Genomic DNA, 26,755 nt, shown 5'->3' on the forward strand with positions numbered 1-26,755 from the left:
CTCGGGGCTTCTCCCCCCCCAAGGGGCGCCCCCCGCCCCCGCCCGGTCGGCGCCGGCCCACCCCCCCCCCCGCCCTCCCCCCGGCGCTACCGGTCAGGAAACGCCGGCGCCCTTGGCCTGCACGTCGGCGTGGTACGAGGAGCGCACCATCGGGCCGGAGGCGACGTGGCTGAAGCCCAGCTCATAGCCGTAGTCTTCCAGCGCCTTGTAATCCTCGGGCGTCCAGTACTTCAGCACCGGGTGGTGGTGCGCGGTCGGCTGCAGGTACTGGCCGATGGTGATCATGTCCACGTCGTGGGCACGCAGGTCACGCATCGTCGCCTTGATCTGCTCGAAGTCCTCGCCCAGACCCAGCATGATGCCGCTCTTGGTCGGCACCTGCGGGTGCTGGGCCTTGAAGTTCTTCAGCAGCGTCAGCGACCACTGGTAGTCCGCGCCCGGGCGCACGTTGCGGTACAGGTCCGGCACGGTCTCGATGTTGTGGTTGAACACGTCCGGCGGGTTCTGCGCGAGGATGTCCAGCGCGCGCTCCATACGGCCCTTGCCGCGGAAGTCCGGGGTCAGCACTTCGATGCGGGTACCCGGCGACTTCTCACGGATGGCGGTGATGCAGTCGACGAAGTGCTGGGCACCGCCGTCGCGCAGGTCATCGCGGTCGACACTGGTCACCACCACATACTTCAGGCCCATGTCGGCCACCGTCTGGCCGAGGCTGGCCGGCTCGTTGGCATCCGGCGGCTTCGGCCGGCCGTGGGCGACGTCGCAGAACGAGCAGCGGCGGGTGCAGACCTCGCCCAGGATCATGAAGGTCGCCGTACCGTGGCCGAAGCACTCATGGATGTTCGGGCAGCTGGCTTCCTCGCAGACCGTCACCAGGCGGTTCTCGCGCAGCTTGGCCTTCAGGTTCTGGACCGCGTTGCCCGAAGGAATGCGCACGCGGATCCAGGAAGGCTTGCGCAGCACCGGCGCATCGGCGAACTGAACCGGCGAACGGTTGATCTTGTCCCCGCCCAGCTGCTTGACGCCGGCCTGCAACGGCGCGGCGGTCGGAAGGTCGCCCTGCACGATCTGCAGGGGAATGGTGCGGGCAGTGGTTTCAGTCATGGCAGTTCCGGGGAGCGGTCACGCGGCCGCAGAGAGATCAGGCAGTTCGGGCACGTGCTGCAGCCGCAGGCCGAACTGGCGGGCCAGCTGTTCCAGCAGCACCGTCTTGACGGCATCCATCCCGGACGGCCCGCCCAAGTCTACCACCGAGGTCACCTGCAGCCCCTGGTAACCACAGGGGTTGATGCGGTGGAAGGGTTCCAGATCCATGGCCACGTTGAAGGCCAGGCCGTGGAAGGTGCAGCCACGGCGCACGCGGATACCCAGTGCGGCAATCTTGGCATTGCCAACGTAGACGCCCGGGGCGCCTTCGCGGCGTTCGGCACCGATGTTCCATTCAGCCAGCGTATCGATGATGGCCTGCTCGATGCGGCACACGTAGTCGCGCACGCCGATGCCCAGGCGCGGCAGGCGCAGCAGCGGGTAGATCACGATCTGCCCCGGCCCGTGGTAGGTGACCTGGCCGCCGCGGTCCACGTGCAGCACCGGGATCGCCCCCGGCGCCAGCACATGCTCGTCCTTGCCGGCCTGGCCGAGGGTGAACACCGGATCGTGTTCGACCACCCACAGCTCGTCGGTCGTCTCGTCAGCGCGCTGATCGGTGAAGCGCTGCATCGCCCGCCAGACCGGCTCATAGGCCTGGCGGCCAAGGTCGCGCACCAGCGCCGGACGCGGCGGGCGGTTTTCCGGAGCGGCGTCGGCCGGGCAGCTGTCGGCTACAGCGTCCACTTCACTTCCGGGTGATCGCGCAGCGCCCGATGGGCGGCGTCGTACTGTTCGCGGGTCTCGGCCTTGAACACCAGCCGGACCGACACGTACTTGCCATTGGACGAATGCTTCCAGCTGATGCGCTCGTTCACGACGTCGAGGCCTTCGGCCTGCAGCAGTCGGGGAAGCTCATGCTCCAGGCCGCGGTTGGCCGGGCCCATGGCGCTGAGCTCGAACTGGCCGGGGAACTGGAAGCCGTGGTCGGGGTTGTCGGACTTGATTTCCATGGACCCATTATCGGGCCGCAGGGCAACAAACCCAAGAGTATTCATCCAGGCCGACACGGACACCGGCAGGTCGCTGCGTTGCACCTGAATTCCCATTCAGCATCCTGCCGCGCGGGGCGCGACAGGCCCCCGGCGCCGGTTGTCGCCACGAGACAATGTCGTTTTCGGAACAGACAAGTGACCGGGACGCGCTCGTACCGTCACGCGGGCCGGGGTACCGTGTCGTTGCATACAACGACAGACGACCACCCCTTTCCCCATGAGCATTCCATCCATGCGTAGCGTCGCAGCCCTCGGGCTGTCCGGCCTGCTGGCCGCCGCCCTCCCCCTTGCCGCGCAGGCCGCCGAACAATGCGGCCCCGATGCGATGCGCGAGCACCCACCGCAGATCAATTTCCGCGTTGACAACGACCTGTTCGGCGGCCGCCACCAGGACCAGGGGTATACCAACGGGGCCGAACTGACCTTCGTATCACCGAACCTCGTCGATTACACCGACGATCCCTGCCTGCCGCGGCTGGCGCGCTGGGTCAACGGCTATCTGGAGCGCCTGCACCCGGGCCGGTTCGAACAGCAGAACATGATCTTCAGCATCGCCCAAGGCATCTTCACCCCGACCGACTTCACCCGGAAGGACCTGATCAAGGATGACCGCCCCTACGCGGGCGTGCTGATCGCCAGCTTCGGCTACAACGCGCGCAGTGGTGATCGACTGCAGACCACCCAGCTGACGCTGGGCGTTGTCGGTCCGTGGGCCCAGGGCAAGCAGGTGCAGAACGCCGTGCATGAGGTGCTGGGCGACGAGAAATTCCAGGGCTGGGACAACCAGCTGCACAACGAGCCACTGTTGATGCTGACCCATGAGCGGATGCGGCGTTGGCCGGGCGATGCCAGCGTCAACGCGGGCGGCTGGGGCTGGGACGCGATCAGCCACTACGGCGGCTCGGTCGGCAACCTGGCGACCAAGGCCAACATCGGTGGCGAGGTGCGCTTCGGCTGGAAACTGCCGGATGACTTCGGCAGCACGCCGCTGCGTCCTGCCGGCGAGAACACCGCGCCGACCCGCGGTGGCAGGCCGAGCGGCTGGTCATGGCACCTGTTCGCCACCAGCGATGCTGCCTGGGTGATCCGCGACATCACCCTGGATGGCAACACCTTCCGCAACAGCCACAGCGTCGACAAGCGCCACATCGTGGCCTACGGCGGCTACGGAATCGCGGTGATGCGCGGGCGCTGGAAGTTCGCAGCGACGCGCTACCACAGCACCCGCGAGTTCAATGGCCAGCGCGAGGCGCCGGTGTTCGGCAGCTTCACCATCAGCCGCTCGCTCTAGCACAGTGCGGACGCCCGGTCCGCACGCCGGGTGCAACGGAAAAGGCCGGCATGCGCCGGCCGTTTCCTTTTCACGTCAGCGCATGGCGCCGCGGATCATTCCGATTCCCACCACATCCAGAAGCTGTCCCACAGGCGCTTGAAGAAACCGGCCTGCTCGACGGCAGCCACCGCCACCAGCGGCGCTTCGGCCACCACCTTGCCGTCCAGGCTCACCTTCACCGTGCCGATCTGCTGGCCGGCCGTGAACGGCGCTTCCAGGGTCTTGGGCACATCGATGCTCGGCTTCAGGTCGTTGTAGCGGCCACGCGGCACGCTGACCAGCATCGGCTGGGCCACGCCCAGCTGCACCTTGTCACTGGTGCCCTTCCACACCTTGTGCTCGGCGACGGCCTTGCCCGGCTCATACAGGCGGTGCGTTTCGAAGAAGCGGAAGCCCCAGTTCAACAGCGCCAGGCTGTCATCGGCGCGCTGCTTCTCGGAGGCGCCGCCCAGCACCACCGCGATCAGGCGCTGGTCGCCGCGCTGCGCCGAACTCATCAGGCAGTAGCCGGCCTCGGAGGTGTGCCCGGTCTTGATGCCATCGACACTGCCGTCGCGCCACAACAGCAGGTTGCGGTTGGGCTGCTTGATGTTGCCGACCTGGAATTCCTTGATCTTGTTGTACGCGTAGGTTTCCGGGTAATCACGCACCATCGCCCGGCCCAGCAGCGCCAGGTCATAGGCGGTGCTGTGGTGGCCCGGGGCGGTCAGGCCGTGGGCGTTGACGAAGTGCGAGTTCTTCATGCCGATCTTGGCGGCGTAGCTGTTCATCAGCGAGGCGAAGGCTTCCTCGCTGCCCGCCACGTGCTCGGCCAGAGCGATCGCGGCATCGTTGCCGGACTGGATGGCCATGCCCTTTTCCATGTCTTCCAGGCGCGCGGTCTGGTTCACCGGGAAGCCGCTGTAGCTGCCGTCGGTACCCGCACCGCCTTCGCGCCAGGCGCGCTCGCTCATCATCACCTGGTCATCCGCTCGGACCTTGCCGTTCTTGACCTCGGCGGCGATCACGTAGGAGGTCATCACCTTGGTGATGCTGGCCGGCGCCAGCTGCTCGTGGATGTTCTCGCCCGCCAGCACCTGGCCGGTGGCGTAGTCCATCAGGATCCAGGCCTTGGACACACTCGGCACCGGGGCCGGTGGCGTGGCCACGGTGGCCGGAGCCGCAGCGGCGGCAGGTGCAGGTGCGGCCGGGGTCGGCAGCGGCGTCTGGGCAGAAGCCAGGCCCACCACCAGGGTGGCGGCCAGGGCGGTGGCGGCGGAACGGAAATTCATTGGACAGCGGGCTCCAGGGACGGCCGGGAATGGAGGGGGAACAGAATGGCCATTGTAGGCCGGGGTGGCCCGGGCCGGCAGCACCGACCCGGGCGGGATCAATCCTTGACGATCTGCGGCGATCCAAGGCCCAGACCGGCGATGCGGCCGACAAGTTCCGCGGCACTGGCATGGTCGCTGGCGGGTACGCGCAGACGGAAGAGCGTGCGGCCACCGGCGGCGATGTCGCTGATGGTCGCGCCGACGATGCCGGCCGCATTGAGCTGGCCCATCGCACGATTGGCATTGTCGCGGTTGGAGAAGCTGGCCACCTGCACCATCACCGCACCCACCACCTGCTGCGACAGCGTGGGGCTGCTGGCCGGTGCCGCCGAAGCGCGCGGCGCCGTGGCGGCGACCCTCGCCGGCGCGGCGGCAGGTGCCGCAGTGCGGACGGCCACTGCACTCGGCGGCAGGCTGCTGACCGCCACGTCCGGCAGCGTGCTGACCACCGCCTGCGTGGTGGCCGGCTGGCCCCGGGTCGGCGCCGCATCGGCAGGCAGGCGTTTGACCAGGCGGTCGATGTCACTGTCGGCCGCCGGGCGCGTGGCGGCAGCACTGGCCATCGTCGTCGCCGCACCGGCAGCGGCGGCGGCTTCGGCGGCCCGGCGCTCGCGGCGCGACGGCTTCTGCGCCAGCAGATTGCCCTCACCCGGCTGCAGCGCGCGCACCTCCACGTTGCCGGTTCCGCGCTGGGTGATGCCCAGGCGTACCGCAGCGGCATAGCTCAGATCGACCACGCGGCCATCGTGGAACGGGCCCCGGTCATTGACCCGCACGATCACCGACTCGCCGTTGTCCAGATTGGTCACGCGGGCGAAGCTGGGCAGCGGCAGCGTCTTGTGCGCAGCGGTGAACTGGTACATGTCGTAGACCTCCCGGTTCGAGGTCAGGCGGCCATGGAACTTGGCGCCGTAGTAAGACGCCGTACCGCGCTCGACATAATCGCGGGTATCGTCGAGCACCTTGTACGACTTGCCCAGCACCACGTACGGCGATTTGTTGCCGATGGCCGAGCGGGTTTCAGCCGTCACTTCCGGCTCGGGAATGCAGGCCACGTTCGGAATGTAGGTCGGCGTGCTGTCTTTCACGCCCGGCCGGTACAGGCCGCCGGCGGTGTAGTTGCCCCGCGTGTTCGGGTCTTCCTTGGCTGCCGCATAGGGCGATCCCTCCGGACAATGCGCCGGGCGCGTGCCCCTGCCCTGCACCACCGTACCGGAAGGCGTTCCACCGTGGCCGGCGGTGGCCGGCTTCTTCGGCGCGCTGCTGCAGGCGGCCAGCGCGAGGACGATCAATCCAGGGACCAGCCATCTGATGTTCATGCCGGGGGCAGCTCCTGTCCGGCAATGGCCTGCGACAACTGGAACACGGCCATCGCATACATCTTCGAGAGGTTGTAGCGGGTGATCGCGTAGTAGTTCTGGAAGCCCAGCCAGTACTGCTTGCCGGTGCTGCCCTCGAGGGTAACCGGAGTGGCCGTCGCACCCGGCTGTACCGGTGCGGCAGGCTGATAGCCACGCTGGGCCAGATCGGCCAGCGACCAGGTCGGTGCCCACTCGGTCGGATTGAATTCCTCGCGCCCCGGAGCGAGTGTCGCCGGCACGGCCACCTGCCCGCCCCGGACCCAGCCTCCCTTCTTCACGAAGTAGTTGGCAATGGAGGAGAACACGTCGTCGTAGCTGTTGAACAGGTCACGGCGACCGTCGCCGTTGCCATCCACGGCATAGTCCAGGTAGCTGGACGGCATGAACTGCCCCATGCCCATCGCACCGGCATAGCTGCCCTTGAGCGTGGTGATGTCGAGTTTCTCCTCGCGGCCCAGTTCAAACAGCTTGGCCAGTTCATCACGGAAGAACAGCTCGCGGCGCACCTCGCGTTCCAGCTTCTCAGGATCGCCGCTGCGCGGGTAGTAGAAGGCCAGCGTGTACAACGCATCGAGCACGCGGTGATTGCCGGCATTTCTGCCATAGCTGGTTTCCACGCCGATGATCGCCACGATCACCTCGGCCGGAACACCGGTGCGCTGCTGCACGCGATCCAGCTCGGCGCGGTGTTCGGCGAGGAAGGCACGGCCCCCCTCGATGCGCGCCTTGCTGATGAACATCGGCCGGTATTCGTTCCAGGGTTTCACCCGCTCGGCCGGGCGCGACATCGCGGCGATGATCGGCTGGCGCACCTGCGCCTGGTCGAGCACGCGACGGATCTCGTCAGGCTGGAGTCCGTAACGCTTGGCGGTATCGGCGATGAAGGTGGCGCGCGCGGTCTCGAACGGAACCGGCGTGAGATCGACCGGCGGCGCGGTGGCGGCGGTGGCTTCCGGCGCGGCCTCGGCCGGTCCCTTGGGCTTGCTGGCCGGATGGCGCGGCGTGCTGCTGGCCTGCGGTGAAGACGGTGGAGATGTCGGCTGGGTCGCGCAGGCGACCAGGCCGAGGGTAAGCATGCAGGCCAGAGTGCGTCGAATCATCGTCGCAGGTTAGCAGGTCATGGATGAATTAAAACCCCTAACACCATGAATCACAACGATTTGCTTGCAAGCAGTCGAAATTGTGAAAACGATGTGAGCGTTCCATCGCATTCAGTTGAGAGGTTGCCGGTTGCGTCCCCATCCCCGCAGACGCAACCGGCGACCGGATCCGGTCGATACGCGCGCGGCTGCCGCTCCCCAGTGGCAGTGCCCCGCGCGCCTGTATCCGTTGGATCAGTACTGCTTCCCGCCCGACGCCCCCTCGCGCTGCAACGATAGACGGCGCGCCGTGCCGAACGGGCCGCCATTGTGCAGGCCGTTTACGACAAGTCCATTGATCAAAATCAACGCAGTGTAAAAGTGTGAACCAGATAACGTTTTTTTAGGGCTTTGGTCGGCGGACCTGCTGTTGCGCGTCTTCATGGGAACGCTTCCATGAAGGGCCTTGCGCAAGCATTGGAGGGCCGCCGCCTTGCGCGAAACCGCAGACGTGCCGCAACCCGCACCGGCCGCGCGCTCCCGGAGGTACTAGCCGTAGCCGCCGTGCACGGGATTATGGCTGCGCACCGCCATCACCAGCCCGAAGCTGGCCAGCAGCGAGACGGCCGACGTACCGCCATAGCTGATCAACGGCATCGGCACGCCCACCACCGGCAACAGACCCGAGATCATTCCGCCATTGACCAGCACGTAGACAAAGAACGCCAGGCCGGTGGCACCGGCCAGCAGCCGCGAATAGGAGTCGCGCGACTGGCTGGCAATCCACAGGCAGCGCCCGATCACCACCAGGTACAGCGCCAGCACGACGGCCACGCCGATCCAGCCGAATTCCTCGCTCAACACCGAGAACGCAAAGTCGGTGGTCTGCTCGGGAATGAAGTTCAGGTGCGACTGCGAGCCTTCGCCCCAGCCCTTGCCGTCGAACCCGCCGGAACCGATCGCGATCTTCGACTGGATGATGTTCCAGCCCGCGCCCAGTGCATCCATTTCCGGGTCGAGGAACATCATGATGCGGTCCTTCTGGTAGGGCCGCAGCAGCCAGAACCAGGCCACCGGCGCAACCGCGGCCACGCCGCCCACGCCCAGCCCCACCCACCACCATGGCAACCCGGCCAGCAGCAGCACGAACACGCCGCTGGCGGCGATCAGCACGCCCGTGCCGAAGTCCGGCTGCAGCATCACCAGACCGGTCGGCACGCCGATGATGACCAGCGACACCAGCACCGTATTGATGCGTGGTGGCAAGGGCACCCGGTGCAGGTACCAGGCCACCATCATCGGCAGGCTCACCTTCAGCAGTTCAGCCGGCTGCAGGTAGAAGAACTTCAGGTCCAGCCATTGCCGGCCGTATTTGCCGGTACCGAGCACGAACACCGCCAGCAACGGGATCATCGAGATCGCGTAGATCATCGGCGTCGCCGAACGGATGCGCAGGATCGGTACCCGCGAGATGGCCCACAGCGCAGCCATGCCCACGGCGAAGCGGGCGCCCTGCGCCATCACCAGGCTGTCGCCGCCTGCACTCTTCAGCGTGGCCAGGCCGATCATCATCAGCGCGCCCAGGGCAAGGCACAGCACCCAGTCCAGCGTGCTGAAGAAGCGCCGCAGCATGTCCCCGGCCCATCGCAGGAAGGCCTTCATCGCGTCGCCTCCGCAGCCGCCGGTGGACGCGGCGCGACAGGCAGTGCCGGTGCCGGCGCAGCGGGTGTTCCCGGCTGCGGCTGGGGCTGCGGGACCGCAGCGCCGATCAGCACCGGATGCTCACCGACCTGTGCGGCGGCAGCATCCCCCGCCTGGCGGGCGCCCACGTCCTCGTTGTCGAAAGCGGTCGCACCGATGGCGGTGGTGCCGCGTTCGCTGTCCAGCGGCTGGATGCCATCGGGCATCTTGCCCAGCAGCCAGGCATCGAACACCTTGCGTGCGATCGGCGCAGCTGCCGAGCCGCCGTAACCACCGCCTTCCACCGCGATCGCCAGTGCGATCACCGGCTGATCGGCCGGCGCGAAGCCGACGAACAGCGCACGGTGGCGCAGGTGCATCGGCAGGCTCTTGGGATTCACCGCTGCCGTGCCACGGCGGCTGACCACCTGCGCGGTGCCGGTCTTGCCGGCCATCACGTACGGCGCCCCGGCCGCCACCCGCCAGCCGCTGCCGCCGGGCTGCATGGTCGCCATCATGCCTTCGCGCACGGCCTGCACGTTGTTCGGATTGGGGCTGACCGGCTTGCTGTCGCGTGCCGGCACCCCGGTCCACTCGCTGTCGAACCCTTCGCGCTGCTGGATGACCAGGTGCGGCGTGCGCAGCTGCCCGCTGGCCAGACCGCTGACGCCCCGCGCCAGCTGCAGCGGGGTGACCTTCCAGTCGCCCTGGCCGATGCTGATGTTGACCGTATCGCCGGGGTACCACGCTTCCTTGCGGGTCTTCCGCTTGTACGCCGGTGACGGCAGGATGCCGCCGATCTCGCCGGTCAGGTCGATGCCGGTCGGCTGGCCGAAACCGTAATAGTCCATGTAATGGTCGAAACGCTCGATGCCCAGATCCAGTGCCAGCCGGTAGTAATAGGTATTGACCGAATTTGAGATCGACTTGCGCAGGTCGGTCCAGCCATGGCCGCCACGGTTGGCATCGCCCCAGCCGCGGCTGGTGCCGGGCAGGTAGAACATGCCGGTGGACAGGATCTTGTCTTCCGGGCGGCGCACACCGGCGTCCAGACCGGCCAGTGCGATCAGCGGCTTGAGCGTCGAGCCGGGGGCCACGCCGCCCAGTACAAGGCGGTTGAACTGCGGGCGCGACGGATTGTCGTTCAACGCTTTGAAGTCGGCGTGGGAGATGCCGTTGACGAACAGGTTCGGGTCGTACGACGGCAGGCTGACCATCGCCAGGACCTCGCCCGTGCGCGGGTCCATCGCGACCGCCGAGCCTTCCTGGTCGCCGAAGGCGGCAACCATCGCCCGCTGCAGGTCGGCGTCGATCGACAGGCGCAGGTCGACACCGGACTGCGCGGCAACGCGGCCGATGGTGCGGATCGCACGGCCCTGCACGTTGGTCTCAACCTGCTCGTAGCCGACCTTGCCGCGCAGCTGCTGCTCGTAATAGCGCTCCAGGCCCGACTTGCCGATGTGGGTCAACGCGGCATTGCCCTCGCCAAGGATCTCCAGATCCTTGTCATCGACACGACCGACGTAGCCGATGATGTGCGCGAACAGATCGCCGTACGGATAACGACGGGTCAGGTAGGGCTCCAGCTCGACACCCGGGAAGCGCCAGCGATCGACGGCGAAGCGTGCCATCTCATCGTCGGTCATGCGCAGCTTGAGCGTGACCGGCAGGAACTTCCGGCGCGCCTTGCGCGACTTGTTGAACGCCTCCAGCTCTTCCGGACTGATCTCGATGATCTTTGCCAGTCCTTCCAGCGTGGCATCCATGTCCTTGACCTTGTCCGGGGTCACGTCCAGGCGGAAAGCCGGCACGTTCTCGGCCAGCAGGCGGCCGTTGCGGTCGTAGATCATGCCGCGCCCCGGCACCACCGGCCGCGGCTTGATGCGGTTGGCTTCCGAACGGGTGGCGTAGATGTCGTGGTCCAGCACCTGCAGCTTGAAGTACCAGCCGCCCAGCCCGAGCAGGCAGACCAGCACCCCCAGGAAACCCAGCGCCGCACGACGGCGGAACTGCTCGGCTTCGGCGTGCGGGTTCTTGACCTGGCGGCGCGGAATCATGGCTCAACGCCCGCGTTTGCCGAAACGCACCGCGTCCAGCAGCACGAACACCAGCGGCCACAGGCCCATGCCCAGCAGCGGCGCCCACCAGTACGACCACGGCAGCGTCGGCTCATCCACCACGATGTGCACCAGCGCGCTGACGATGCGGTCGTTGAACAGCAGGCCACCAATGGCGAGCATCTGCTGGGACATCGGGAAGAAGCGGATGCGGGCGCGGAAGCGCTGCAGGATGAAGGCCAGCATCACCAGGCGCAGCGCTTGTTCACCCAGCACCCCGCCATACAGCAGGTCGGCGACCACGCCACTGGCGAATGCGATGCCGAGACCAACGCGCTCGGGCGTTTCGATCACCCAGTACGCCAGCACCAGCGCCAGCCAGTACGGGCGCAGCGGCTGTAGCAGGGCCGGCAACGGCAGCAGGCCCAGCAGCAGGGCCACCACCAGACTGGCCGGCAGCACCCAGGGATTGTCGCGCAGGCGGCTCATCGCTGGACCTCTGCGGCGGCGGCCGGTGCGGCTGCCGGCTGCGGATCCGGGGCGGACGAAGACGCCGGAGTGACGGCCGGTGCCGACGGCTGCCCGGCTCGGGTGTCTGCCGGAGTTGTTGACGGTGCTGCTGCCGGCGGTGCCGGGACCGGCACGGCTGCGGCATTGGCTGGCCCGCCCGGCGCGGTGTCCTCCAGCTGCAGGCGTACTTCCGGCGGGATGCGGATCGCTGCGCCCGGGCGCAGCAGCAGCACATCGCGGCCGCGGTCGAGCTGTGCGGCCGGCTTCAGCTCACCGACCAGGAAGGCATGGGTGTCATCCGGGCGCAGCGCGGTGATGGTGCCGACCGGGAAACCGGCCGGGAAACGGCCACCGAGACCGGAGGTGACGATCTCATCGCCCACTTCCACCCCGGCACTGAGCGGGATGTCGCGCAGTTCCAGCGTATCGCCGCGACCGTAGACGATCAGGCGGACACCGTTGCGGGCCACGGTCACCGGCACGGCATGGTCGGGGTCGGTCAGCAGCAGCACGGTGGAGGTGCCGCCGGTAACGCTGATCACTTGGCCCATCAGCCCACCGGCGTCGATCACCGCCTGGCCGACATGCACTCCCTCGCGGCTGCCTGCGTCGAGCACCAGACGCTGTTTCACCGGGTCCAGGTCGATATCGAGGATCGGCGCCAACTGCACGTCCAGGCCGCTGCGCTCGGCCACGTTCAACAGTTCGCGCAGCTGGGCATTGTCCAGCGCAGCGGTCTGCAGACGGGTCAGGCGGGCGTTGGCCAGCAGCAGTTGGTTGCGCAGCTCGCGGTTCTCGCTGACCAGCTGGCTGTGGCTGGCCGCGTTGTCCTTGACCTGGCTGCCCAGCTTGCCCGGCAGGCCTGCCAGGGCCCAGACCGGCTGCACCAGGGTGTTGGCCTGTTCGCGCAGGCGCGCCAGCCAGCCGGCCTGGTCGTCGAGGACGATCAGGGTGATGGCCAGCGCGAGATAGGCCAGCAGCCGCAGCGGGCTGGCGGCATCACCGGATCGGGAAGCAACGGGAGGACCGGCGTAGGGCGGCACGGCAACGATTCAACTGGCAGAAGGCGGAGGGGAAACACGCGGACGCCCCGCCGGTGCCGGCCCGCCAACGCGACGGGCCGCACCCCGGAGGGGCGCTGCGGGCAGGAACGGCCGGGACGGCTTATTCCGGCGCAAAGAACTCGTTGCCGTGCATGTCGACCAGCTCCAGCGCACGACCACCGCCGCGGGCCACGCAGGTCAGCGGATCGTCGGCCACCTGCACGTGCAGGCCGGTCTCCTCGGAGATCAGGCGATCCAGGTCGCGCAGCAGGGCGCCACCACCGGTCAGCACGATGCCGCGCTCGGCGACGTCGGCGCACAGTTCCGGCGGCGTCTGCTCCAGGGCCAGCTTGACCGCGCTGACGATGCCCGACAGCGGTTCGTGCAGGGCTTCGAGCACTTCGTTGGAGCTGATCTTGATCATCTTCGGCACGCCCTCGGCGAGGTTGCGGCCGGAAATCTCCAGCTCCTGCACCTCTGCCTGCGGGTAGGCACAGCCCAGCTCCACCTTGATGCGCTCGGCCGTGGCTTCACCGATCAGCATGCCGTGGTTGCGGCGCACGTAGTTGGTGATCGACTCGTCGAAGCGGTCGCCACCGATGCGGACGGAGGCCGAATAGACGATGCCGTTGAGGGAGATGACCGCCACTTCGGTGGTGCCACCGCCGATATCGATGACCATCGAGCCACGGGCTTCGGTGACCGGCATGCCGGCGCCGATCGCAGCGGCCATCGGCTCTTCGATCAGGTACACGTCACGGGCACCGGCTTCCTCGGCCGATTCCTTGATCGCACGACGCTCGACCTGGGTCGAGCCGGCCGGCACACAGACCAGCACGCGCGGACTCGGGCGCAGCACGCGGGACTTGTGCACCTTCTTGATGAAGTGCTTGAGCATCGCCTCGGTATAGGTGAAGTCGGCGATGACGCCATCCTTCATCGGGCGGATGGTGGTGATGTGGCCCGGGGTACGGCCCAGCATCTGCTTGGCCTCGGCGCCGACGGCTGCCACCGAGCGGGTGCCACCGATGGCACGGTCCTGGCGCACGGCCACGACCGACGGCTCGTTCAGCACGATCCCCTGCCCGCGCACGTAGATGAGGGTGTTGGCCGTGCCCAGGTCGATGGACAGGTCATTGGAGAACATGCCACGGAGTTTCTTGAACATCTGAGGAAGGAGTCCTGAGGGGTGTCGTGCCCGCCGCGGGATGGCGAAAAAATGGGCAGAAATCGAGGCCGACAAGCCTAGCAACCCGCCTGCCGCCGAGCAAGGAAAAATCCAGCTGAACCCGCGTCTTCACAGGCTTTGGGCCTGATCCGGCATCACCCGCTTCTGGCCCTGAGCGGCACCAGCGGGTAACCTTTGCGCCGTCGGGCGCCCAAGGGCGCCGTTTGCTTGCCCGTCGAAGCGGGCAGGCCCACCCCAAAATTCACCGCATAGGCTTACATCGATGTCCGCTCTGATCTGTGGTTCTCTTGCCTTCGACACCATCATGGTGTTTCCGGACCAGTTCAAGAATCACATCCTGCCGGACAAGGTGCACATCCTGAACGTGTCGTTCCTGGTCCCGCGGATGCGCCGCGAGTTCGGCGGCTGCGCCGGCAACATCGCCTACAACCTGCATCTGCTGGGCGGCCACCCGATCCCGATGGGCACGGTCGGCTCGGACTTCGGCCCGTACCGCGAGTACTTCGATGGCCTGGGCATCGACCTGTCGCGCGTGCGCGTGATCGATGAGCTGTTCACCCCGCAGGCCTTCATCACCACCGACCACGACAACAACCAGATCACCGCCTTCCACCCGGGCGCGATGATGCGTTCCTACGAGAACCACGTGCGTGGCGTGCCGGGCGTGACCCTGGGCCTGGTCGGCCCGGACGGCCGCGAAGGCATGATCCAGAACGCGCTGGAGTTCCACGAGGACGGCATCCCGTTCATCTTCGACCCGGGCCAGGCCATGCCGCTGTTCAACGGCCCGGAGCTGCGCCAGTTCATCGAGCAGGCCGACTACGTGGTGGTCAACGACTACGAGTCGAACCTGCTGCAGGAACGCACCGGCTGGGACGAAAAGGAAATCGTCAGCCGCGTGCAGGCCTACATCACCACCCGCGGCCCGAAGGGCGCGGTCATCCACACGCCGGACAAGAGCTACGACATCCCGCCGGCGCACGAGCGCCGTGTGGTCGATCCGACGGGCTGCGGCGATGCCTTCCGCGCCGGCCTGATCTACGGCATCCAGAAAGGCTACGACTGGCTGACCATCGGCCGCATGGGCAACCTGATGGGCGCACTGAAGGTCGAGCACCCGGGCACCCAGAACCAGCGCTTCACCTTCGATGAGTTCAACGAGCAGTTCAAGCAGCAGTTTGGTTACGCGCTGAACGCGTAAGCCTGCCGGCACTACCGGAACGTCCGACCGACACGTTGCCTGCTCTCTGTAGAGCCGAGCCCATGCTCGGCTTGCGCACGCCAGCGCGATCTGACCGCAGAGCAGCCGAGCATGGGCTCGGCTCTACACGGTCATGCGCCCTGCCAGGCCGCCAACAGCGCGCGGCAATCGGCGAAATGCCAGTCGGCCCGGCCAGGCCATGGGTTCTCCGGCAGATTGACCAGCACGGTGTGCGTGCCTGCGGCACGGCCGCACTCCAGGTCGTAGGCGTGGTCGCCCACCATCACCGCCTCCGTCGCTGCAACGCCCCAGCGCCGCAGGTGCTGCTGCAGGCCATCCGGCGAGGGCTTGGGCACCGCTTCATCACGGCCGACGATGTCGGCGTCGTCGAACAACGCCCCGACCCCGATCGCCTCCAGCGTCAGCTTCGCCAGCGCATGGTCGTTGCGGGTCAGGATGCCCAGCCGGCACCCGGCGGCCGCCAGCGCGCGCAGCAGCGTCACCGCGCCCGGCGCGGGCAGCGCGTCCTCGGCCAGCGCGCGCTCATGATCCAGCAACCACGCGCGCTTGGCCTGCGCCGGCGCGTCTGGCAGCGCCGCGATATGGTCGAGGATGTCCTCCTCGGCCGCGATCTGCAGCGCACGGCGGATCGCGGCGAAATCATGCACGGCCACAGTCAGCGTGCCGTCCATGTCGAACACCCAGTGCCGGATCGCGGGCAGCGCCTGCGCGGCCGTGGCCGCGCCCGGCATCACTGCCACCACGACGGCATGCGGCTGGCGTCGACGCCACCGGTCTCGAACACCGCCGTGCGGGTGCCGCCGGCCTTGACCGGGAACTCGATGCTGATCGACCTGCCCTTGCGGGCCAGCTTCCACAGCGCCTTCTGATCGGTGATGAACAGCGCAATCGCCTCATCGGTCTGCGGCCGCCAGGCGGCCATCGACACCGGCTTGCCGTCGTCCACGGTCACCTTCACCGTGCACTTCGGGCAGCGGAAATCGCCCGCCTGCAGCACCAGGTAGGCGTGCCGCTTCCACTCCGGATGATCGCGGAACACCAGCTGCACCGGCTTGGCGCCACTGCCATCCACGTCCACCCGCTCCTTGCTGTAGATCTGCGCCGACACCTGGGTGCCCTTGTTGCCGACCGGTATCTGGTTGTACTGCCACAGCGCCTGCATGCGGCGCAGGTCGCGCGCGGCATCGCCCTTGGCCTTGACCTCGTCGAAGCCTGCGGCGATGCGCTCGGCGGCGGCCGTGTCCTTGTACTCATCCAGCAGCGCGGCGCCATGCAGTCGCGCGCGCTCCCAGTCCTGCGCGGCGACGGCCATGTCGTACTGCCTGGCCACGTCCTCGGCCTTGGCTTCCTTCTGGGCCTGCACGGCAGCAGCAGCGGCCTCCTGCGCCTTGCGCTCTTCTTCGGGATTGCTGCAGGCGGCCAGGGCCAGGGTGCAGGCGGTGAGCAGGATCAGTCGTTTCATGGCAGAGGTCCTTCGTGTTTTTCGCATGCTTGCAAAGTCGAGCATGGCTCGACTCTACAAAAAAGCGCCGGGCAGTGCCCGGCGCTTGTTCTTACTTGGCTTCGGCCTTGGCCAGCATGTCCTGCACCGAGGCAGTGGTGATCGGATGGTAGCCCGGCTTGGCCTTCTCGAAGGCCTGCTTGGCCAACTCCAGCCCCTTCGGCGTTTTCACCAGTTCGGCGTAGATCGGCAGGATCAGCTTGCGACGGCCGACACGCTCGATGAATGCCGCCGCGGCCTCATTGGCCGGCTCGTAGCCGCTGCGGATGGCCAGCGGATACCAGCGCATGGCGATCTCGCCATTCGGCGTGCCCGTGAAGTGGAAGGCCTTGTCCAGCGTGGCCAGCGTGTCCAGCGGCTGGGTCGTGCCCAGGCCGTCGATGAAGCGCACCCACTCCTGGGTGCTCCAGTCAGCGATGACCTGGCTGCTGGGCACGGTGCCGGCGCTGGTGAAGGCGATGCGCGCGGTATCGACGCTGCTGAAGTTGCGCGACTGCGCCTTGGCCGCAAACGCCGGGATGCCCGGCTCGTCCAGCCATGCCTTCAGTTCGGCTTCCGTCACTGCCGACGGGTTCTTCGGCAGCAGGTTCTTCTTCAGGTACTCGACGAACTGGTCGGTATTCGCGCTCTGGAAGGCGTGGTCATCGAACCAGCCGCGCAGGAACGGATCGAAGGTCTCGCGGCCGAAGCGCTGTTCCAGGAACTCCAGGAACCAGGAACCCTTGACGTAAGCCACCTGGCTCAGGGCTTCATCGGGGTCACGCTCGTTCAGCGGCGGCAGCGCCAGCGCCTGGTCGGCGGGGCTCATGTCCTTCACTTCCGCCAGCAGATCGGTCTGGTCGATCTGCCGCTCCATTTCGGCCATCTCCTTGCCGTACAGCGCTTCGGTGATGCGGCCCTGGACGTAGGTGGTGAAGCCCTCGTTGAGCCAGATATCCTTCCAGCTCGCGTTGGTCACCAGGTTGCCCGACCAGCTGTGCGCCAGTTCGTGGGCGACCAGCGACACCAGCGACTTGTCGCCGACGATCACGGTCGGGGTGGCGAAGGTCAGGCGCGGGTTCTCCATGCCGCCGAACGGGAACGACGGCGGCAGCACCAGCATGTCGTAACGGCCCCAGCGGTACTCGCCGTACAGCTTCTCGGCGGCACCGATCATCTTCTCGGTGTCCTCGAATTCCTTGGCCGCCTTGCCGACCATGGTCGGTTCGGCCCAGACGCCGGAGCGGCCGGAGATCGGCTCGAACACCAGATCGCCGGCGGCGATCGCCAGCAGGTAGGACGGGATCGGCTGCGGCATCTTGAAGGTGTAGTCACCATCACGCGCGGCCTTGGGGTCGTTGTCGGCGCTCATCAGCACCATCACGTCCGGGCGCGAGACCACGTGCGCGCTGTAGGTGAAGCGCACGCTCGGGGTGTCCTGCAGCGGCACCCAGGAACGGGCATGGATGGCCTGCGACTGGCTGAACATGAAGGGCAGCTTCTTGCCTTCGGTCATCGAGGGCGCCAGCCACTGCAGGCCCGAGGCGGTCGGCGCGGTGTGGTAGGTCACCTCGACCTTGGCCGGCTGCTGCGGGGCCTCGATGGTCAGCTTGCTGCCGAACACCTTGTCGGCCGCCGCCAGCTCGAACTTCAGCGGGCTGCGCGCGCCGTCAGCGGCAACGGCTTCAACCTTGGACACGGTCAGTTCGCGGGTGTCGAGCACCAGCTGCGTGGCGTCCTTCTGCTTCCATTCCAGGGTGTAGGTCGCGGTACCGCCGATCTGCTTCTGGTCGAAGTCCAGCTTCAGGTCCAGCGCGATGTCCTTGATGACGACCTTGTCCGGCTCGGCGTACGAGCTTTCGTCGTGGCTGCGGTTCTCGGCGTTCACGGGAGCGGCGGGGGCCTTTTCGGCAGTCGGGGCGGCGGCGGGCGCGGCCGCCTCCTGGGAGCAGCCGGCGGCCAGGGCCACGGCCAACGGAAGGAGCATCAGCGGATTGCGCATGAATCGGGACCGTTACGGGGGAGCAAACCCCAATGGTACCTCCCTCCGGCCCCGCAGGCGTTGCGCGGTGCGGGGTAAGGCAGGGCGGCCGGCGTTGCCGGGTAGCGCCGGGCCAAGCCCGGCGAGCGCGCAGCGCGGCCTGCGTCGGACCTTGCGAGCGTCTGATCGAAGAGCCACCGGGCATGGCCCGGCGCTACCGACGGATGCCGGGCCAAGCCCGGCGGCCCTGGATGCCTTACAGCTTGTAGCCGGAGTGGATCGACACGATGCCGCCGGTCAGGTTCTTGTAGTGGCAGCGCTCGAAACCGGCCTCGCCCATCATGGCCTTCAGCTCGTCCTGCGGCGGATGCTTGCGGATGCTCTCGGCCAGGTACTGGTAGCTGTCCGAATCATTGGCGAACAGCTTGCCCAGCTTCGGCAGGATCTTGAACGAGTGGAAGTCGTAGATCGGCTTGAACCAGTCGGCGGTGACCTCGGAGAACTCCAGCACGCGCGCCTGGCCGCCGACCTTGAGCACGCGGTACATCTCGCGCAGGCCGGCATCCTTGTCGGTCACGTTGCGCAGGCCGAAGGCGATGGTGACCAGGTCGAAGCTGTTGTCCGGGAACGGCAGGGCCTCGGCATTGCACTGGACGTAGTCCAGGCCCAGCACCAGGCCGCGGTTGGTGAGGCGATCACGGCCCACCGACAGCATGCCGGCATTGATGTCGCCCAGAACCACCGAACCTTCGGCGCCGACGCGCTCCTTCAGCAGGGCGGCAATGTCGCCAGTGCCCCCCGCGAGGTCAAGCACGCGGTCACCCGGCTTCACCTGCGCGGTCGCCACGTAGTAACGCTTCCACGCCCGGTGCACGCCCAGGCTCATCAGGTCGTTCATCAGGTCGTAGTTGCGCGCGACCGAGGTGAACACCTGCCCGACCAGCTTCTGCTTGTCCTTGGCGGCGACGTCGCGGAACCCGAAATGGGTGGTACCGGATTTGTAGGGGGATTCGCTCATGCCCCGATTATCGCACCGCCAGGGCCGCTGCGGGGGAACGGCGCCTTATCATGGCAGCCCATGACCTTCCGGAGCCCCGCATGATCACCACACCTGATTACCAGGCCCTGCTGCAGACCGCCATCGCCGAAGCCCGCCAGGGCCTGGCCGAGGGCGGCGTGCCGATCGGCGCGGCGCTGTACCACAACGACGGTCGCCTGCTCGGCTGCGGCCACAACCGCCGGGTGCAGGAAGGCGATCCCTCGGTGCACGGCGAGACCGACGCCTTCCGCAAGGCCGGGCGCCAGCGCCGCTACCGGGACACGATCATGGTGACCACCCTGGCCCCGTGCTGGTACTGCTCGGGACTGGTGCGCCAGTTCAACATCGGCACCGTGGTGGTCGGCGAGTCCCGCACGTTCCAGGGCGGCATCGACTGGCTGCGCGGAAACGGCGTGAATGTGATCGACCTCGACAGCCAGGAATGCGTCGACCTGCTCGGGGGCTTCATTGCGCAATATCCCGAGATCTGGAACGAAGACATCGGCGAATGAGTGCCGTGGACTGACCCCAACCCGCGTTTAATGAATGCTTCATCCGCGGCAGGCCCTTGTGCAGTCAGCGTCTGCGGCGTTCGATGTGACGCGCTGCGCACTCCGTCGGCACGCATGCACACGCCGCGGTAACACCCCACCGCTCCAGCACGCCTACGGTGGGGGTTACCGGGGCCCCCTACCCCGGCGGAGCCAGCCATGTGCGCGCACGCCGCAAGCCCCACGCCCGATCCGATTCTTGACGCAATCCGCGCCCGCCTGCGGGACCAGTATCGGCTGCACCGGCGCGGTGCGCTGTTCTGGACCGCTTACCAGGGCATGCAGCTGGAACTGGTGCGCGACCATCCACGCGACCATGTCCGCCTGTGCAACGCGATGGCGGACATGGCTGAAGACCTCGGCGTGGTCGAGCACGCCCAACTGATCGGTGATCGCAACGCAGTTTCCACATTGCGATGACACCGCTTCCACCGGCGGGCGGGGCACACTGCGATGCCCCCCACTCCACCTCCACCCCAACCGATTGGATCGACATGCACACTGAAGTCCCTGCCATTCCCCCGGTCATCGACGTCGATGCGGAACTCGACCACTGGCGCCGCCAGCACGCCGACGGTGCGCTGCCTCACAATTCGTTCGGTTCCTACGTGCCCTGGATCAAGTTCGCCTGCGATTCGCTGATCACCCAGCCGCGCGCCAGCAACGCGCAGCGTGATGAGATGTTCCAGACCCAGTATGCGCTGCAGATCATGCCGCGGCTGAGCGAAGCACAGGCCCGCGAGTTCGTCGACCGCTGCTGGCAGCACGTCTACCAGGCCAGCCGCGTGCGCCTGCAGGACGCTCCGCGGCTGCGCGCCTGAGCAGGACTGCTGCACGCAGGCTGCACGGCCACACGCCGATCATCACGTCACCCCAGCGGGACGACGTCGATGAAAGCAAGAAACCTGTTCAATACCATCGCCAAGAAGGCCGCGGCCGCCACCGGCTCTCCGTGGACCTTTCTGGTCGCAGTAGCCATCGTGGTGGTGTGGGGCATCTCCGGCCCGGTGTTCGGTTTCAACGACACCTGGCAGCTGGTCATCAACACCGGCACCACCATCATCACCTTCCTGATGGTCTTCCTGATCCAGCACACGCAGAACGCCGATACTGCGGCGATGCAGATCAAGCTGGACGAACTGATCCGCGCCACCGCGGAAGCCAACAACGAACTGCTGGATCTGGAAGAACTGGACGAGCAGCGGCTGGAAGAGATCCGCGCCGAGTATGAGCGGATGGCACGCGAAGCCGGCGACGCGCTGGCCCGTGTGCGGGCCTGCCACACGGTGCGCCGTGATGACGAAGCGGTGTAGCCCTGACGACCTGCGAACACCTGATGGAAGGGCCGCCGGGTATGACCCGGCGCTACCGCAATCCCACCGACGGGTAGCGCCGGGCCATGCCCGGCGAGCGCGCAGCGCGGCTCCTCAAGGTGAAGCTGCAGCACGGCGGTTCCCCACCTGGTTCATCGGCAATCGCTGATGAACGCATGCATCTCTCCGGCACAGACTGGCTGCATGTCCAGTCGTCACCTAACGCGCGGCCGCGATTCGCGCATCGAAGGCTACTATGTGCTCACGACCGTCGTGCGGCAACGTCGGCGTGTTTTTGCGGATCCCCGTGGTGCTGCATGCCTTGTGGATTCGCTTCGCTACGTCGAACACATGGGACTCAGCCATTCATTCGCATGGGTCGTCATGCCCGATCATCTGCATTGGCTGGTGCAACTCCGTGATGGAACACTTGCGCGCCTGATGGGAACGCTGAAATCACGCAGCAGCAGGCTGTTGGGGCAGCAATTTGGCGTGCAGACGCCGCTATGGCAGCCGAGCTACTTCGATCATGCGGTGCGCACTGAAGATGCAATCAGGCGCCATGCGCTGTACATCCTTGGCAATCCCGTTCGTGCGGGGCTGGCGGTTCAGCTGGACGAGTATCCATTCGCCTGGTGCCGCTGGTCCCTGCGGTAGCACTGAGCCCTGCGAATATCTGACCGAAAAGCCGCCGGGTATGACCCGGCGCTACCGGAATCCCGCCGACAGGTAGCGCCGGGCCATGCCCGGCGAGCGCGCAGCGCGGCCTGCGTCAGGCCCTGCGAATGTCTGATCGAAGCGCCGGGTATGACCCGGCGCTACCGGAATCCACGCCGGGCCCTGCCCGGCGCGTCCCGTCAGCTGCGTTCGTGCCAGCCGCCGCCCAGCACCTTGTACAGGGTGATGCGGTTCGCCTGCTGGGCCAGCTGCGCCTGCAGCCGCGTCTGCTGCGCGCTGTAGGCCGTACGACGCGCGTCGAGCAGGCTGACGAAGCTGTCCAGGCCGGCGTCATAGCGCGCCTGCGACAGCCGGTTGGCCTGCTCGGCCGCGTCGACCAGACGCTGCTGCGCGCTGACCTGCTCATCCAGGCTGACATTCATCGCCAGCGCATCCGCCGCTTCGCGGAAGCCGTTCTGGATCGCCTTCTCGTACTGCGCCAATGCGATATCACGATCTGCATTGGCTATGTCGAGATTGGCACGCAGACGGCCGCCCTGGAAGATCGGCAGGGTGATCTTCGGCAGGAAGCTCCACACGCGCGTGCCGCTGTCGAAGAGGTTCGACAGTTCATTCGATCCGCTGCCGATGCTGCCTGTCAGCGAAATGCTCGGGAAGAACGCTGCGCGGGCAGCGCCGATGTTGGCGTTGGCGGCCAGCAACTGGTGTTCGGCCGCCATGATGTCCGGGCGCAGCAACAGCACGTCGCTGGGCAGGCCGGCCGGTGGTGGGGCCAGTGCCAGCAATTGCGGCTCGATGCCATCCGGCAGCAGAGCCGGGTCGACCTGGCCACCGGCCAGCAACGCCAGGGCATTGCGGTCCTGCGCGAGCTGGCCGCGCAGGCGTGCGGCATCGGTGCGCGCGGTTTCGACCAGGGTGCGGGTCTGGGTCAGTTCCAGTGCTGAACTGCCGCCCCGTTCATGGCGTGCTTCTGCCAGGCGCAGTGAATCCTCGTAGGTCTTCAATGTCGCTTCGGCGATCTTCAGCTGCTGGCTGTCGGCGCCGTAGGTCAGCCACGCCGTTGCCGTCTCGGCCACCAGGCTCAGCTGTGCATTACGGCGGTTGGCGGCGATGGCGAAGTACTGCTGCAGTGCTGCTTCGCTGAGGTTGCGCACGCGGCCGAACAGGTCCAGTTCGAATTCGGCCACACCGACGCCGGCAGTGAACTGCTCGGTGACTCCCGCATCCGTACCTGTGCGCTCCATCTGCCCGGTGATGGCCACACCCGGCACCCGGTCGGCGCGCTGCACCCGGTACTGGCCGCGTGCGCGCTCGACATTGAGCACGGCCACGCGCAGGTCGCGGTTGTTGTCCAGCGCCTGGCCGATCAGCTGCTGCAGGCGTGGATCGGTGAAGAAGTCACGCCAGCCCAGCGTGGCCACATCGGCAACCTGGCCCTGCGTGGCCTCTGCCGGCCACTGCGCAGGAATCGCCGGGGCAACGGCCGTGTCCTTCGGCGCGAGGGTGGAGCAGCCGGCGACCGTGAGCACGGCGGCCAGGGATACAGCAAGAGAAGAGACTTTCATGGCGACACCTTGGGGGTCACGGTGGTAGCGCCGGGCCGTTCCCGGCAGCTACGCGGTAAGGCATCCGCCGGGCATGGCCCGGCGCTGCCGGATTCCATCACTCGGCGGTCCTGCGTTTGAACACGCGCTGCACCACCACGAAGAACAGCGGCACGAAGAACACGCCCAGCGCGGTGCCGACGATCATGCCGCCCAGCACGCCGATGCCGATGGCCTGCTTGGCGCCGGAACCGGCACCGGTGGAGATCGCCAGCGGCACCACGCCCATGCCGAATGCAAGCGAGGTCATCACGATGGGACGCAGGCGATCGCGCACGGCATGCATGATCGATTCGATCAGGCCGGCCCCCTTCTCCAGGTTCTCCTTGGCGAACTCGACGATCAGGATCGCGTTCTTGCTGGTCAGGCCCACCGTGGTCAGCATCGCCACCTGGAAGTAGATGTCGCGCTCCAGCCCCTTGAAGGTATTGGCCAGCACCGCGCCGAGGATACCCAGCGGGGCGGCCAGCAGCACGGCGGTCGGAACACTCCAGCTTTCGTACATCGCGGCCAGGCACAGGAACACGATCATCAGCGACAGCGTGTACAGCAGCGGGGTCTGCGAGCCGGCCTGACGTTCCTGGTAGGACATCGCGGTCCACTCGATGCCGAAGCCCGCCGGCAGCTGCTTGGCCAGCTGCTCGATCTCGGCCATGGCGTCACCGGAGGCGACCCCCGGGGCCGGTTCGCCCTGGATTTCCATTGCCGACACGCCGTTGTAGCGCTCCAGGCGCGGCGAGCCGTAATCCCAGTGCTTGCTGGCGAAGGCGCTGAACGGAACCATCTCGCCCTTATCGTTCTTCACCGACCAGAGATCGAAGTCCTCCGGCACCATGCGGAACGGCTGGTCGGCCTGCACGAACACGCGCTTGACGCGGCCACGATCGACGAAATCATCGATGTAGGCGCTGCCCCATGCGGTGGCCAGGGTGGTATTGACCTGGGCGATCGACAGCCCCAGCGACGTTGCCTTGGCCACGTCGATGTCGATGCGGAACTGCGGCGTGTCTTCCTGGCCGTTCGGGCGGACGTTGGCCAGCTTCTTGCTGCCGGCCGCCAGGCCGAGCAGCTGGTCACGCGCGGCCACCAGCGCATCGTGGCCCTGGCCGCTGTTGTCCTTCAGGAAGAAGGTGTAGCCCGACGCGGTGCCCAGCTCGGGGATCGCCGGCGGCGGGAAGGCGAAGATGAAGGCGTCCTTGATCCCACCCAGCGCAGCCATGGCACGGCCGGTGATCGGCATCACGCCGTTGTCGGCATCACGCTCGCTCCAGTCCTTCAGCTTGACGAAGGCCATGCCCGCGTTCTGGCCCATGCCGGCGAAGCTGAAGCCCTGCACCGAGAACACCGACTCGACCGCCGCTTTCTCGTTCTCCAGGAAGTGGTTCTCCAGTGCCGCGATCGACTCCAGGGTACGTTCCTGGGTGGCGCCGACCGGGGCCTGCACCAGCGCCATCAGCACGCCCTGGTCTTCATTGGGCAGGAACGAGCTGGGCAGGCGCACGAACAGAACCGCCATCAGCACGAACAGCGCGGCGACGATGCCCATGAAGCGCCACGGGCGGTTCAGGATGCCGCGTACACCACGCTGGTAGCTTTCGCTGGTACGGTCGAAACCCCGGTTGAAGCCGTTGAAGAAGCGACCGGCCAGGCCGCGGTGGGCGACATGATGCTCGCCCTTCTTCAGCGGCTTGAGCAGGGTGGCGCACAGCGCCGGGGTCAGTACGATCGCGACCAGCACCGACAGGGCCATCGCCGAAACGATCGTGGCCGAGAACTGCCGGTAGATCACGCCGGTGGAGCCACTCATGAAGGCCATCGGCACGAAGACCGCCGACAGCACCAGGCCGATGCCGACCAGTGCACCGGTGATCTGGCCCATCGACTTGCGGGTGGCCTCCAACGGCGACAGGCCCTCCTCGGACATGATGCGCTCGACGTTCTCCACCACCACGATGGCGTCGTCCACCAGCAGGCCGATCGCCAGCACCATCGCGAACATGGTCAGCATGTTCACCGAGAAGCCCAGCATCGCCAGTACGCCGAAGGTGCCCAGCAGCACCACCGGCACGGCGATGGTCGGGATCAGGGTGGCGCGGAAGTTCTGCAGGAACAGGTACATCACCACGAACACCAGCACGATCGCTTCGATCAGGGTCTGCACGACGCCCTTGATCGACACGCGTACGAACGGCGTGGTGTCGTACGGAATCTCGGCCTTCAGGCCGGCCGGGAAGAAGTTCTTCAGGTCGTCCAGCGCAGCATCCACGCCGGCGGCAGTGTCGAGCGCATTGGCGCCGGTGGCCAGGGTGACGGCCAGGCCGCTGGCCGGCTGGCCGTTGTAGCGGGTGACGAAGTCGTAGGACTCCGCGCCCAGCTCGACGCGGGCGACATCCCCCAGGCGCAGTTCGGCACCGTCCTGCGCACCGCGCACGACGATGTTGCGGAACTGCTCCGGCGTCTGCAGGCGCGACTGCGCATTGATCGTGGCGTTGAGCTGCTGGCCCTTCACCGAGGGCGCGCCGCCCAGCTGGCCGATCGCCACCTGTGCGTTCTGTGCCTGGATCGCTGCGGTCACTTCCGGCACCGACAGGCCATAGGTATGCAGCTTGTTCGGGTCCAGCCAGATGCGCATGGCGTACTTGCCGCCGAAGACCTGGATGTTGCCCACGCCCGGGACCCGGCTCAGGCGATCGACGACATTGGAGCCGACGTAATCGGCGATGTCATTGGCATCCATGCTGCCGTCTTCGGAGACGAACGCAATCACGTTCAGAAAGCCCGAGCTGGACTTGGCCACGTTGATGCCCTGCCGCTGCACTTCCTGCGGCAGCAGCGGCATGGCCAGCTGCAGCTTGTTCTGTACCTGCACCTGCGCGATGTCCGGATTGGTACCGCTTTCGAAGGTCAGGGTGATGGTCGCCTGGCCGTTGGCCGAGCTGTTGGAGGAGAAGTAGATCAGGCCATCAAGGCCCTTCATGTTCTGCTCGATGATCTGCGTCACCGAGTCTTCGACCACCTTGGCCGAGGCACCCGGGTAGGTGGCGCTGATTTCCACCGCCGGCGGAGCGACGTTGGGATACATCGAGACCGGCAGCTTGAACAGGGCCAGGCCGCCGGCGAGCATGATGATGATGGCGATGACCCACGCGAAGATGGGTCGATCGATGAAAAAGCGTGCCAT

The 26,755-nt window shown here is 66.9% G+C and carries 25 protein-coding genes; 7 read left to right on the top strand and 18 right to left on the bottom strand.

Annotated features, from left to right (window positions below; translation table 11 throughout):
• Positions 1-93: 93 nt before the first annotated feature.
• The 3 genes from lipA to ACVOKU_RS14180 are packed head-to-tail and all read right to left on the bottom strand — an operon-like array spanning position 94 to position 2,099.
• Positions 94-1,104, bottom strand: a complete 1,011-nt coding sequence (gene lipA / locus ACVOKU_RS14170) for a lipoyl synthase (RefSeq protein ID WP_346475747.1) — start codon at positions 1,102-1,104, stop codon at positions 94-96.
• Positions 1,105-1,122: 18 nt separating this feature from the next.
• Positions 1,123-1,833 carry a lipoyl(octanoyl) transferase LipB gene (gene lipB, locus ACVOKU_RS14175; protein WP_053519632.1) on the bottom strand — a complete coding sequence of 237 codons (711 nt, stop codon included), beginning with the start codon at positions 1,831-1,833 and terminating at the stop codon, positions 1,123-1,125.
• Positions 1,821-2,099: a YbeD family protein gene (locus ACVOKU_RS14180; RefSeq protein ID WP_053519645.1), complete on the bottom strand. Its 279-nt coding sequence runs from the start codon at positions 2,097-2,099 to the stop codon at positions 1,821-1,823. Before ACVOKU_RS14180 ends, lipB begins: the two co-directional genes overlap by 13 nt.
• 274 nt (positions 2,100-2,373) lie before the next feature.
• On the opposite strand from ACVOKU_RS14180, the gene ACVOKU_RS14185 reads away from it, so the two are divergent.
• Positions 2,374-3,432, top strand: a complete 1,059-nt coding sequence (locus ACVOKU_RS14185; RefSeq protein WP_481560231.1) for a lipid A deacylase LpxR family protein — start codon at positions 2,374-2,376, stop codon at positions 3,430-3,432.
• A 95-nt stretch (positions 3,433-3,527) separates the two neighbouring features.
• Here ACVOKU_RS14185 and ACVOKU_RS14190 read toward each other — a convergent pair whose 3' ends face one another.
• From ACVOKU_RS14190 to ACVOKU_RS14230, 9 genes are all read right to left on the bottom strand, one after another.
• On the bottom strand, positions 3,528-4,745 hold the full coding sequence (locus ACVOKU_RS14190; protein ID WP_481560232.1) for a D-alanyl-D-alanine carboxypeptidase family protein: 1,218 nt from the start codon (positions 4,743-4,745) through the stop codon (positions 3,528-3,530).
• Between the two features lie 98 nt (positions 4,746-4,843).
• Positions 4,844-6,106: a septal ring lytic transglycosylase RlpA family protein gene (locus ACVOKU_RS14195; protein WP_481560233.1), complete on the bottom strand. Its 1,263-nt coding sequence runs from the start codon at positions 6,104-6,106 to the stop codon at positions 4,844-4,846.
• Positions 6,103-7,248 carry a lytic murein transglycosylase B gene (gene mltB / locus ACVOKU_RS14200; protein WP_053519636.1) on the bottom strand — a complete coding sequence of 382 codons (1,146 nt, stop codon included), beginning with the start codon at positions 7,246-7,248 and terminating at the stop codon, positions 6,103-6,105. Before mltB ends, ACVOKU_RS14195 begins: the two co-directional genes overlap by 4 nt.
• 234 nt (positions 7,249-7,482) lie before the next feature.
• Positions 7,483-7,671 carry a hypothetical protein gene (locus ACVOKU_RS14205; RefSeq protein ID WP_481560234.1) on the bottom strand — a complete coding sequence of 63 codons (189 nt, stop codon included), beginning with the start codon at positions 7,669-7,671 and terminating at the stop codon, positions 7,483-7,485.
• A gap of 105 nt (positions 7,672-7,776) precedes the next feature.
• Positions 7,777-8,889, bottom strand: coding sequence for a rod shape-determining protein RodA (rodA, locus tag ACVOKU_RS14210; protein ID WP_481560235.1), 1,113 nt, complete (start codon positions 8,887-8,889; stop codon positions 7,777-7,779).
• Positions 8,886-10,964 carry a penicillin-binding protein 2 gene (mrdA, locus tag ACVOKU_RS14215; protein WP_481560236.1) on the bottom strand — a complete coding sequence of 693 codons (2,079 nt, stop codon included), beginning with the start codon at positions 10,962-10,964 and terminating at the stop codon, positions 8,886-8,888. The genes rodA and mrdA overlap by 4 nt, the downstream gene beginning before the upstream one ends.
• 3 nt (positions 10,965-10,967) lie before the next feature.
• Positions 10,968-11,453, bottom strand: coding sequence for a rod shape-determining protein MreD (mreD, locus tag ACVOKU_RS14220; RefSeq protein WP_053519639.1), 486 nt, complete (start codon positions 11,451-11,453; stop codon positions 10,968-10,970).
• A complete protein-coding gene (mreC, locus tag ACVOKU_RS14225; protein ID WP_481560237.1) occupies positions 11,450-12,517 on the bottom strand; it encodes a rod shape-determining protein MreC in 1,068 nt (355 codons plus the stop codon). Before mreC ends, mreD begins: the two co-directional genes overlap by 4 nt.
• Positions 12,518-12,638: 121 nt before the next feature.
• Positions 12,639-13,685, bottom strand: coding sequence for a rod shape-determining protein (locus ACVOKU_RS14230; protein WP_005411077.1), 1,047 nt, complete (start codon positions 13,683-13,685; stop codon positions 12,639-12,641).
• Positions 13,686-13,968: 283 nt separating this feature from the next.
• Here ACVOKU_RS14230 and ACVOKU_RS14235 point away from each other — a divergent pair, with 283 nt between their 5' ends.
• Positions 13,969-14,907 (top strand): carbohydrate kinase family protein, encoded by a 939-nt coding sequence (locus tag ACVOKU_RS14235; protein WP_128989981.1) that lies wholly within the window; start codon positions 13,969-13,971, stop codon positions 14,905-14,907.
• A gap of 131 nt (positions 14,908-15,038) precedes the next feature.
• Here ACVOKU_RS14235 and ACVOKU_RS14240 read toward each other — a convergent pair whose 3' ends face one another.
• The 4 genes from ACVOKU_RS14240 to ubiE all read right to left on the bottom strand — a co-directional run bounded on the left by ACVOKU_RS14240 (position 15,039) and on the right by ubiE (position 19,407).
• A complete protein-coding gene (locus ACVOKU_RS14240) occupies positions 15,039-15,659 on the bottom strand; it encodes an HAD family hydrolase (RefSeq protein WP_481560275.1) in 621 nt (206 codons plus the stop codon).
• On the bottom strand, positions 15,659-16,390 hold the full coding sequence (locus ACVOKU_RS14245; RefSeq protein WP_481560238.1) for a hypothetical protein: 732 nt from the start codon (positions 16,388-16,390) through the stop codon (positions 15,659-15,661). Before ACVOKU_RS14245 ends, ACVOKU_RS14240 begins: the two co-directional genes overlap by 1 nt.
• Positions 16,391-16,481: 91 nt before the next feature.
• Positions 16,482-18,410: a M1 family metallopeptidase gene (locus ACVOKU_RS14250; protein WP_111186200.1), complete on the bottom strand. Its 1,929-nt coding sequence runs from the start codon at positions 18,408-18,410 to the stop codon at positions 16,482-16,484.
• A gap of 235 nt (positions 18,411-18,645) precedes the next feature.
• Complete coding sequence (gene ubiE / locus ACVOKU_RS14255) at positions 18,646-19,407, bottom strand: bifunctional demethylmenaquinone methyltransferase/2-methoxy-6-polyprenyl-1,4-benzoquinol methylase UbiE (RefSeq protein ID WP_053520441.1); 762 nt, start codon at positions 19,405-19,407, stop codon at positions 18,646-18,648.
• 80 nt (positions 19,408-19,487) lie between these two features.
• Between ubiE and ACVOKU_RS14260 the strand changes: the two genes are divergently transcribed.
• From ACVOKU_RS14260 to ACVOKU_RS14280, 5 genes are all read left to right on the top strand, one after another.
• Positions 19,488-19,940 carry a nucleoside deaminase gene (locus tag ACVOKU_RS14260; protein WP_128989975.1) on the top strand — a complete coding sequence of 151 codons (453 nt, stop codon included), beginning with the start codon at positions 19,488-19,490 and terminating at the stop codon, positions 19,938-19,940.
• Positions 19,941-20,138: 198 nt separating this feature from the next.
• The gene (locus tag ACVOKU_RS14265; RefSeq protein ID WP_481560239.1) at positions 20,139-20,399 is read left to right on the top strand and encodes a hypothetical protein; all 261 of its coding nucleotides are present in this window, start codon (positions 20,139-20,141) and stop codon (positions 20,397-20,399) included.
• A gap of 74 nt (positions 20,400-20,473) precedes the next feature.
• Positions 20,474-20,800, top strand: coding sequence for a hypothetical protein (locus ACVOKU_RS14270; protein WP_111186202.1), 327 nt, complete (start codon positions 20,474-20,476; stop codon positions 20,798-20,800).
• 69 nt (positions 20,801-20,869) lie between these two features.
• Entirely contained in the window at positions 20,870-21,292 is a 423-nt protein-coding gene (locus ACVOKU_RS14275; RefSeq protein WP_111186203.1) for a low affinity iron permease family protein, read from the top strand.
• 204 nt (positions 21,293-21,496) lie between these two features.
• Positions 21,497-21,949: an REP-associated tyrosine transposase gene (locus ACVOKU_RS14280; protein WP_481560240.1), complete on the top strand. Its 453-nt coding sequence runs from the start codon at positions 21,497-21,499 to the stop codon at positions 21,947-21,949.
• A gap of 200 nt (positions 21,950-22,149) precedes the next feature.
• Here ACVOKU_RS14280 and smeF read toward each other — a convergent pair whose 3' ends face one another.
• A complete protein-coding gene (smeF, locus tag ACVOKU_RS14285; RefSeq protein ID WP_481560241.1) occupies positions 22,150-23,535 on the bottom strand; it encodes a multidrug efflux RND transporter outer membrane subunit SmeF in 1,386 nt (461 codons plus the stop codon).
• A 97-nt stretch (positions 23,536-23,632) separates the two neighbouring features.
• Positions 23,633-26,755 (bottom strand): multidrug efflux RND transporter permease subunit SmeE, encoded by a 3,123-nt coding sequence (gene smeE, locus ACVOKU_RS14290; protein ID WP_053520172.1) that lies wholly within the window; start codon positions 26,753-26,755, stop codon positions 23,633-23,635.

It is taken from the genome of Stenotrophomonas sp. STEN147, assembly GCF_056757995.1.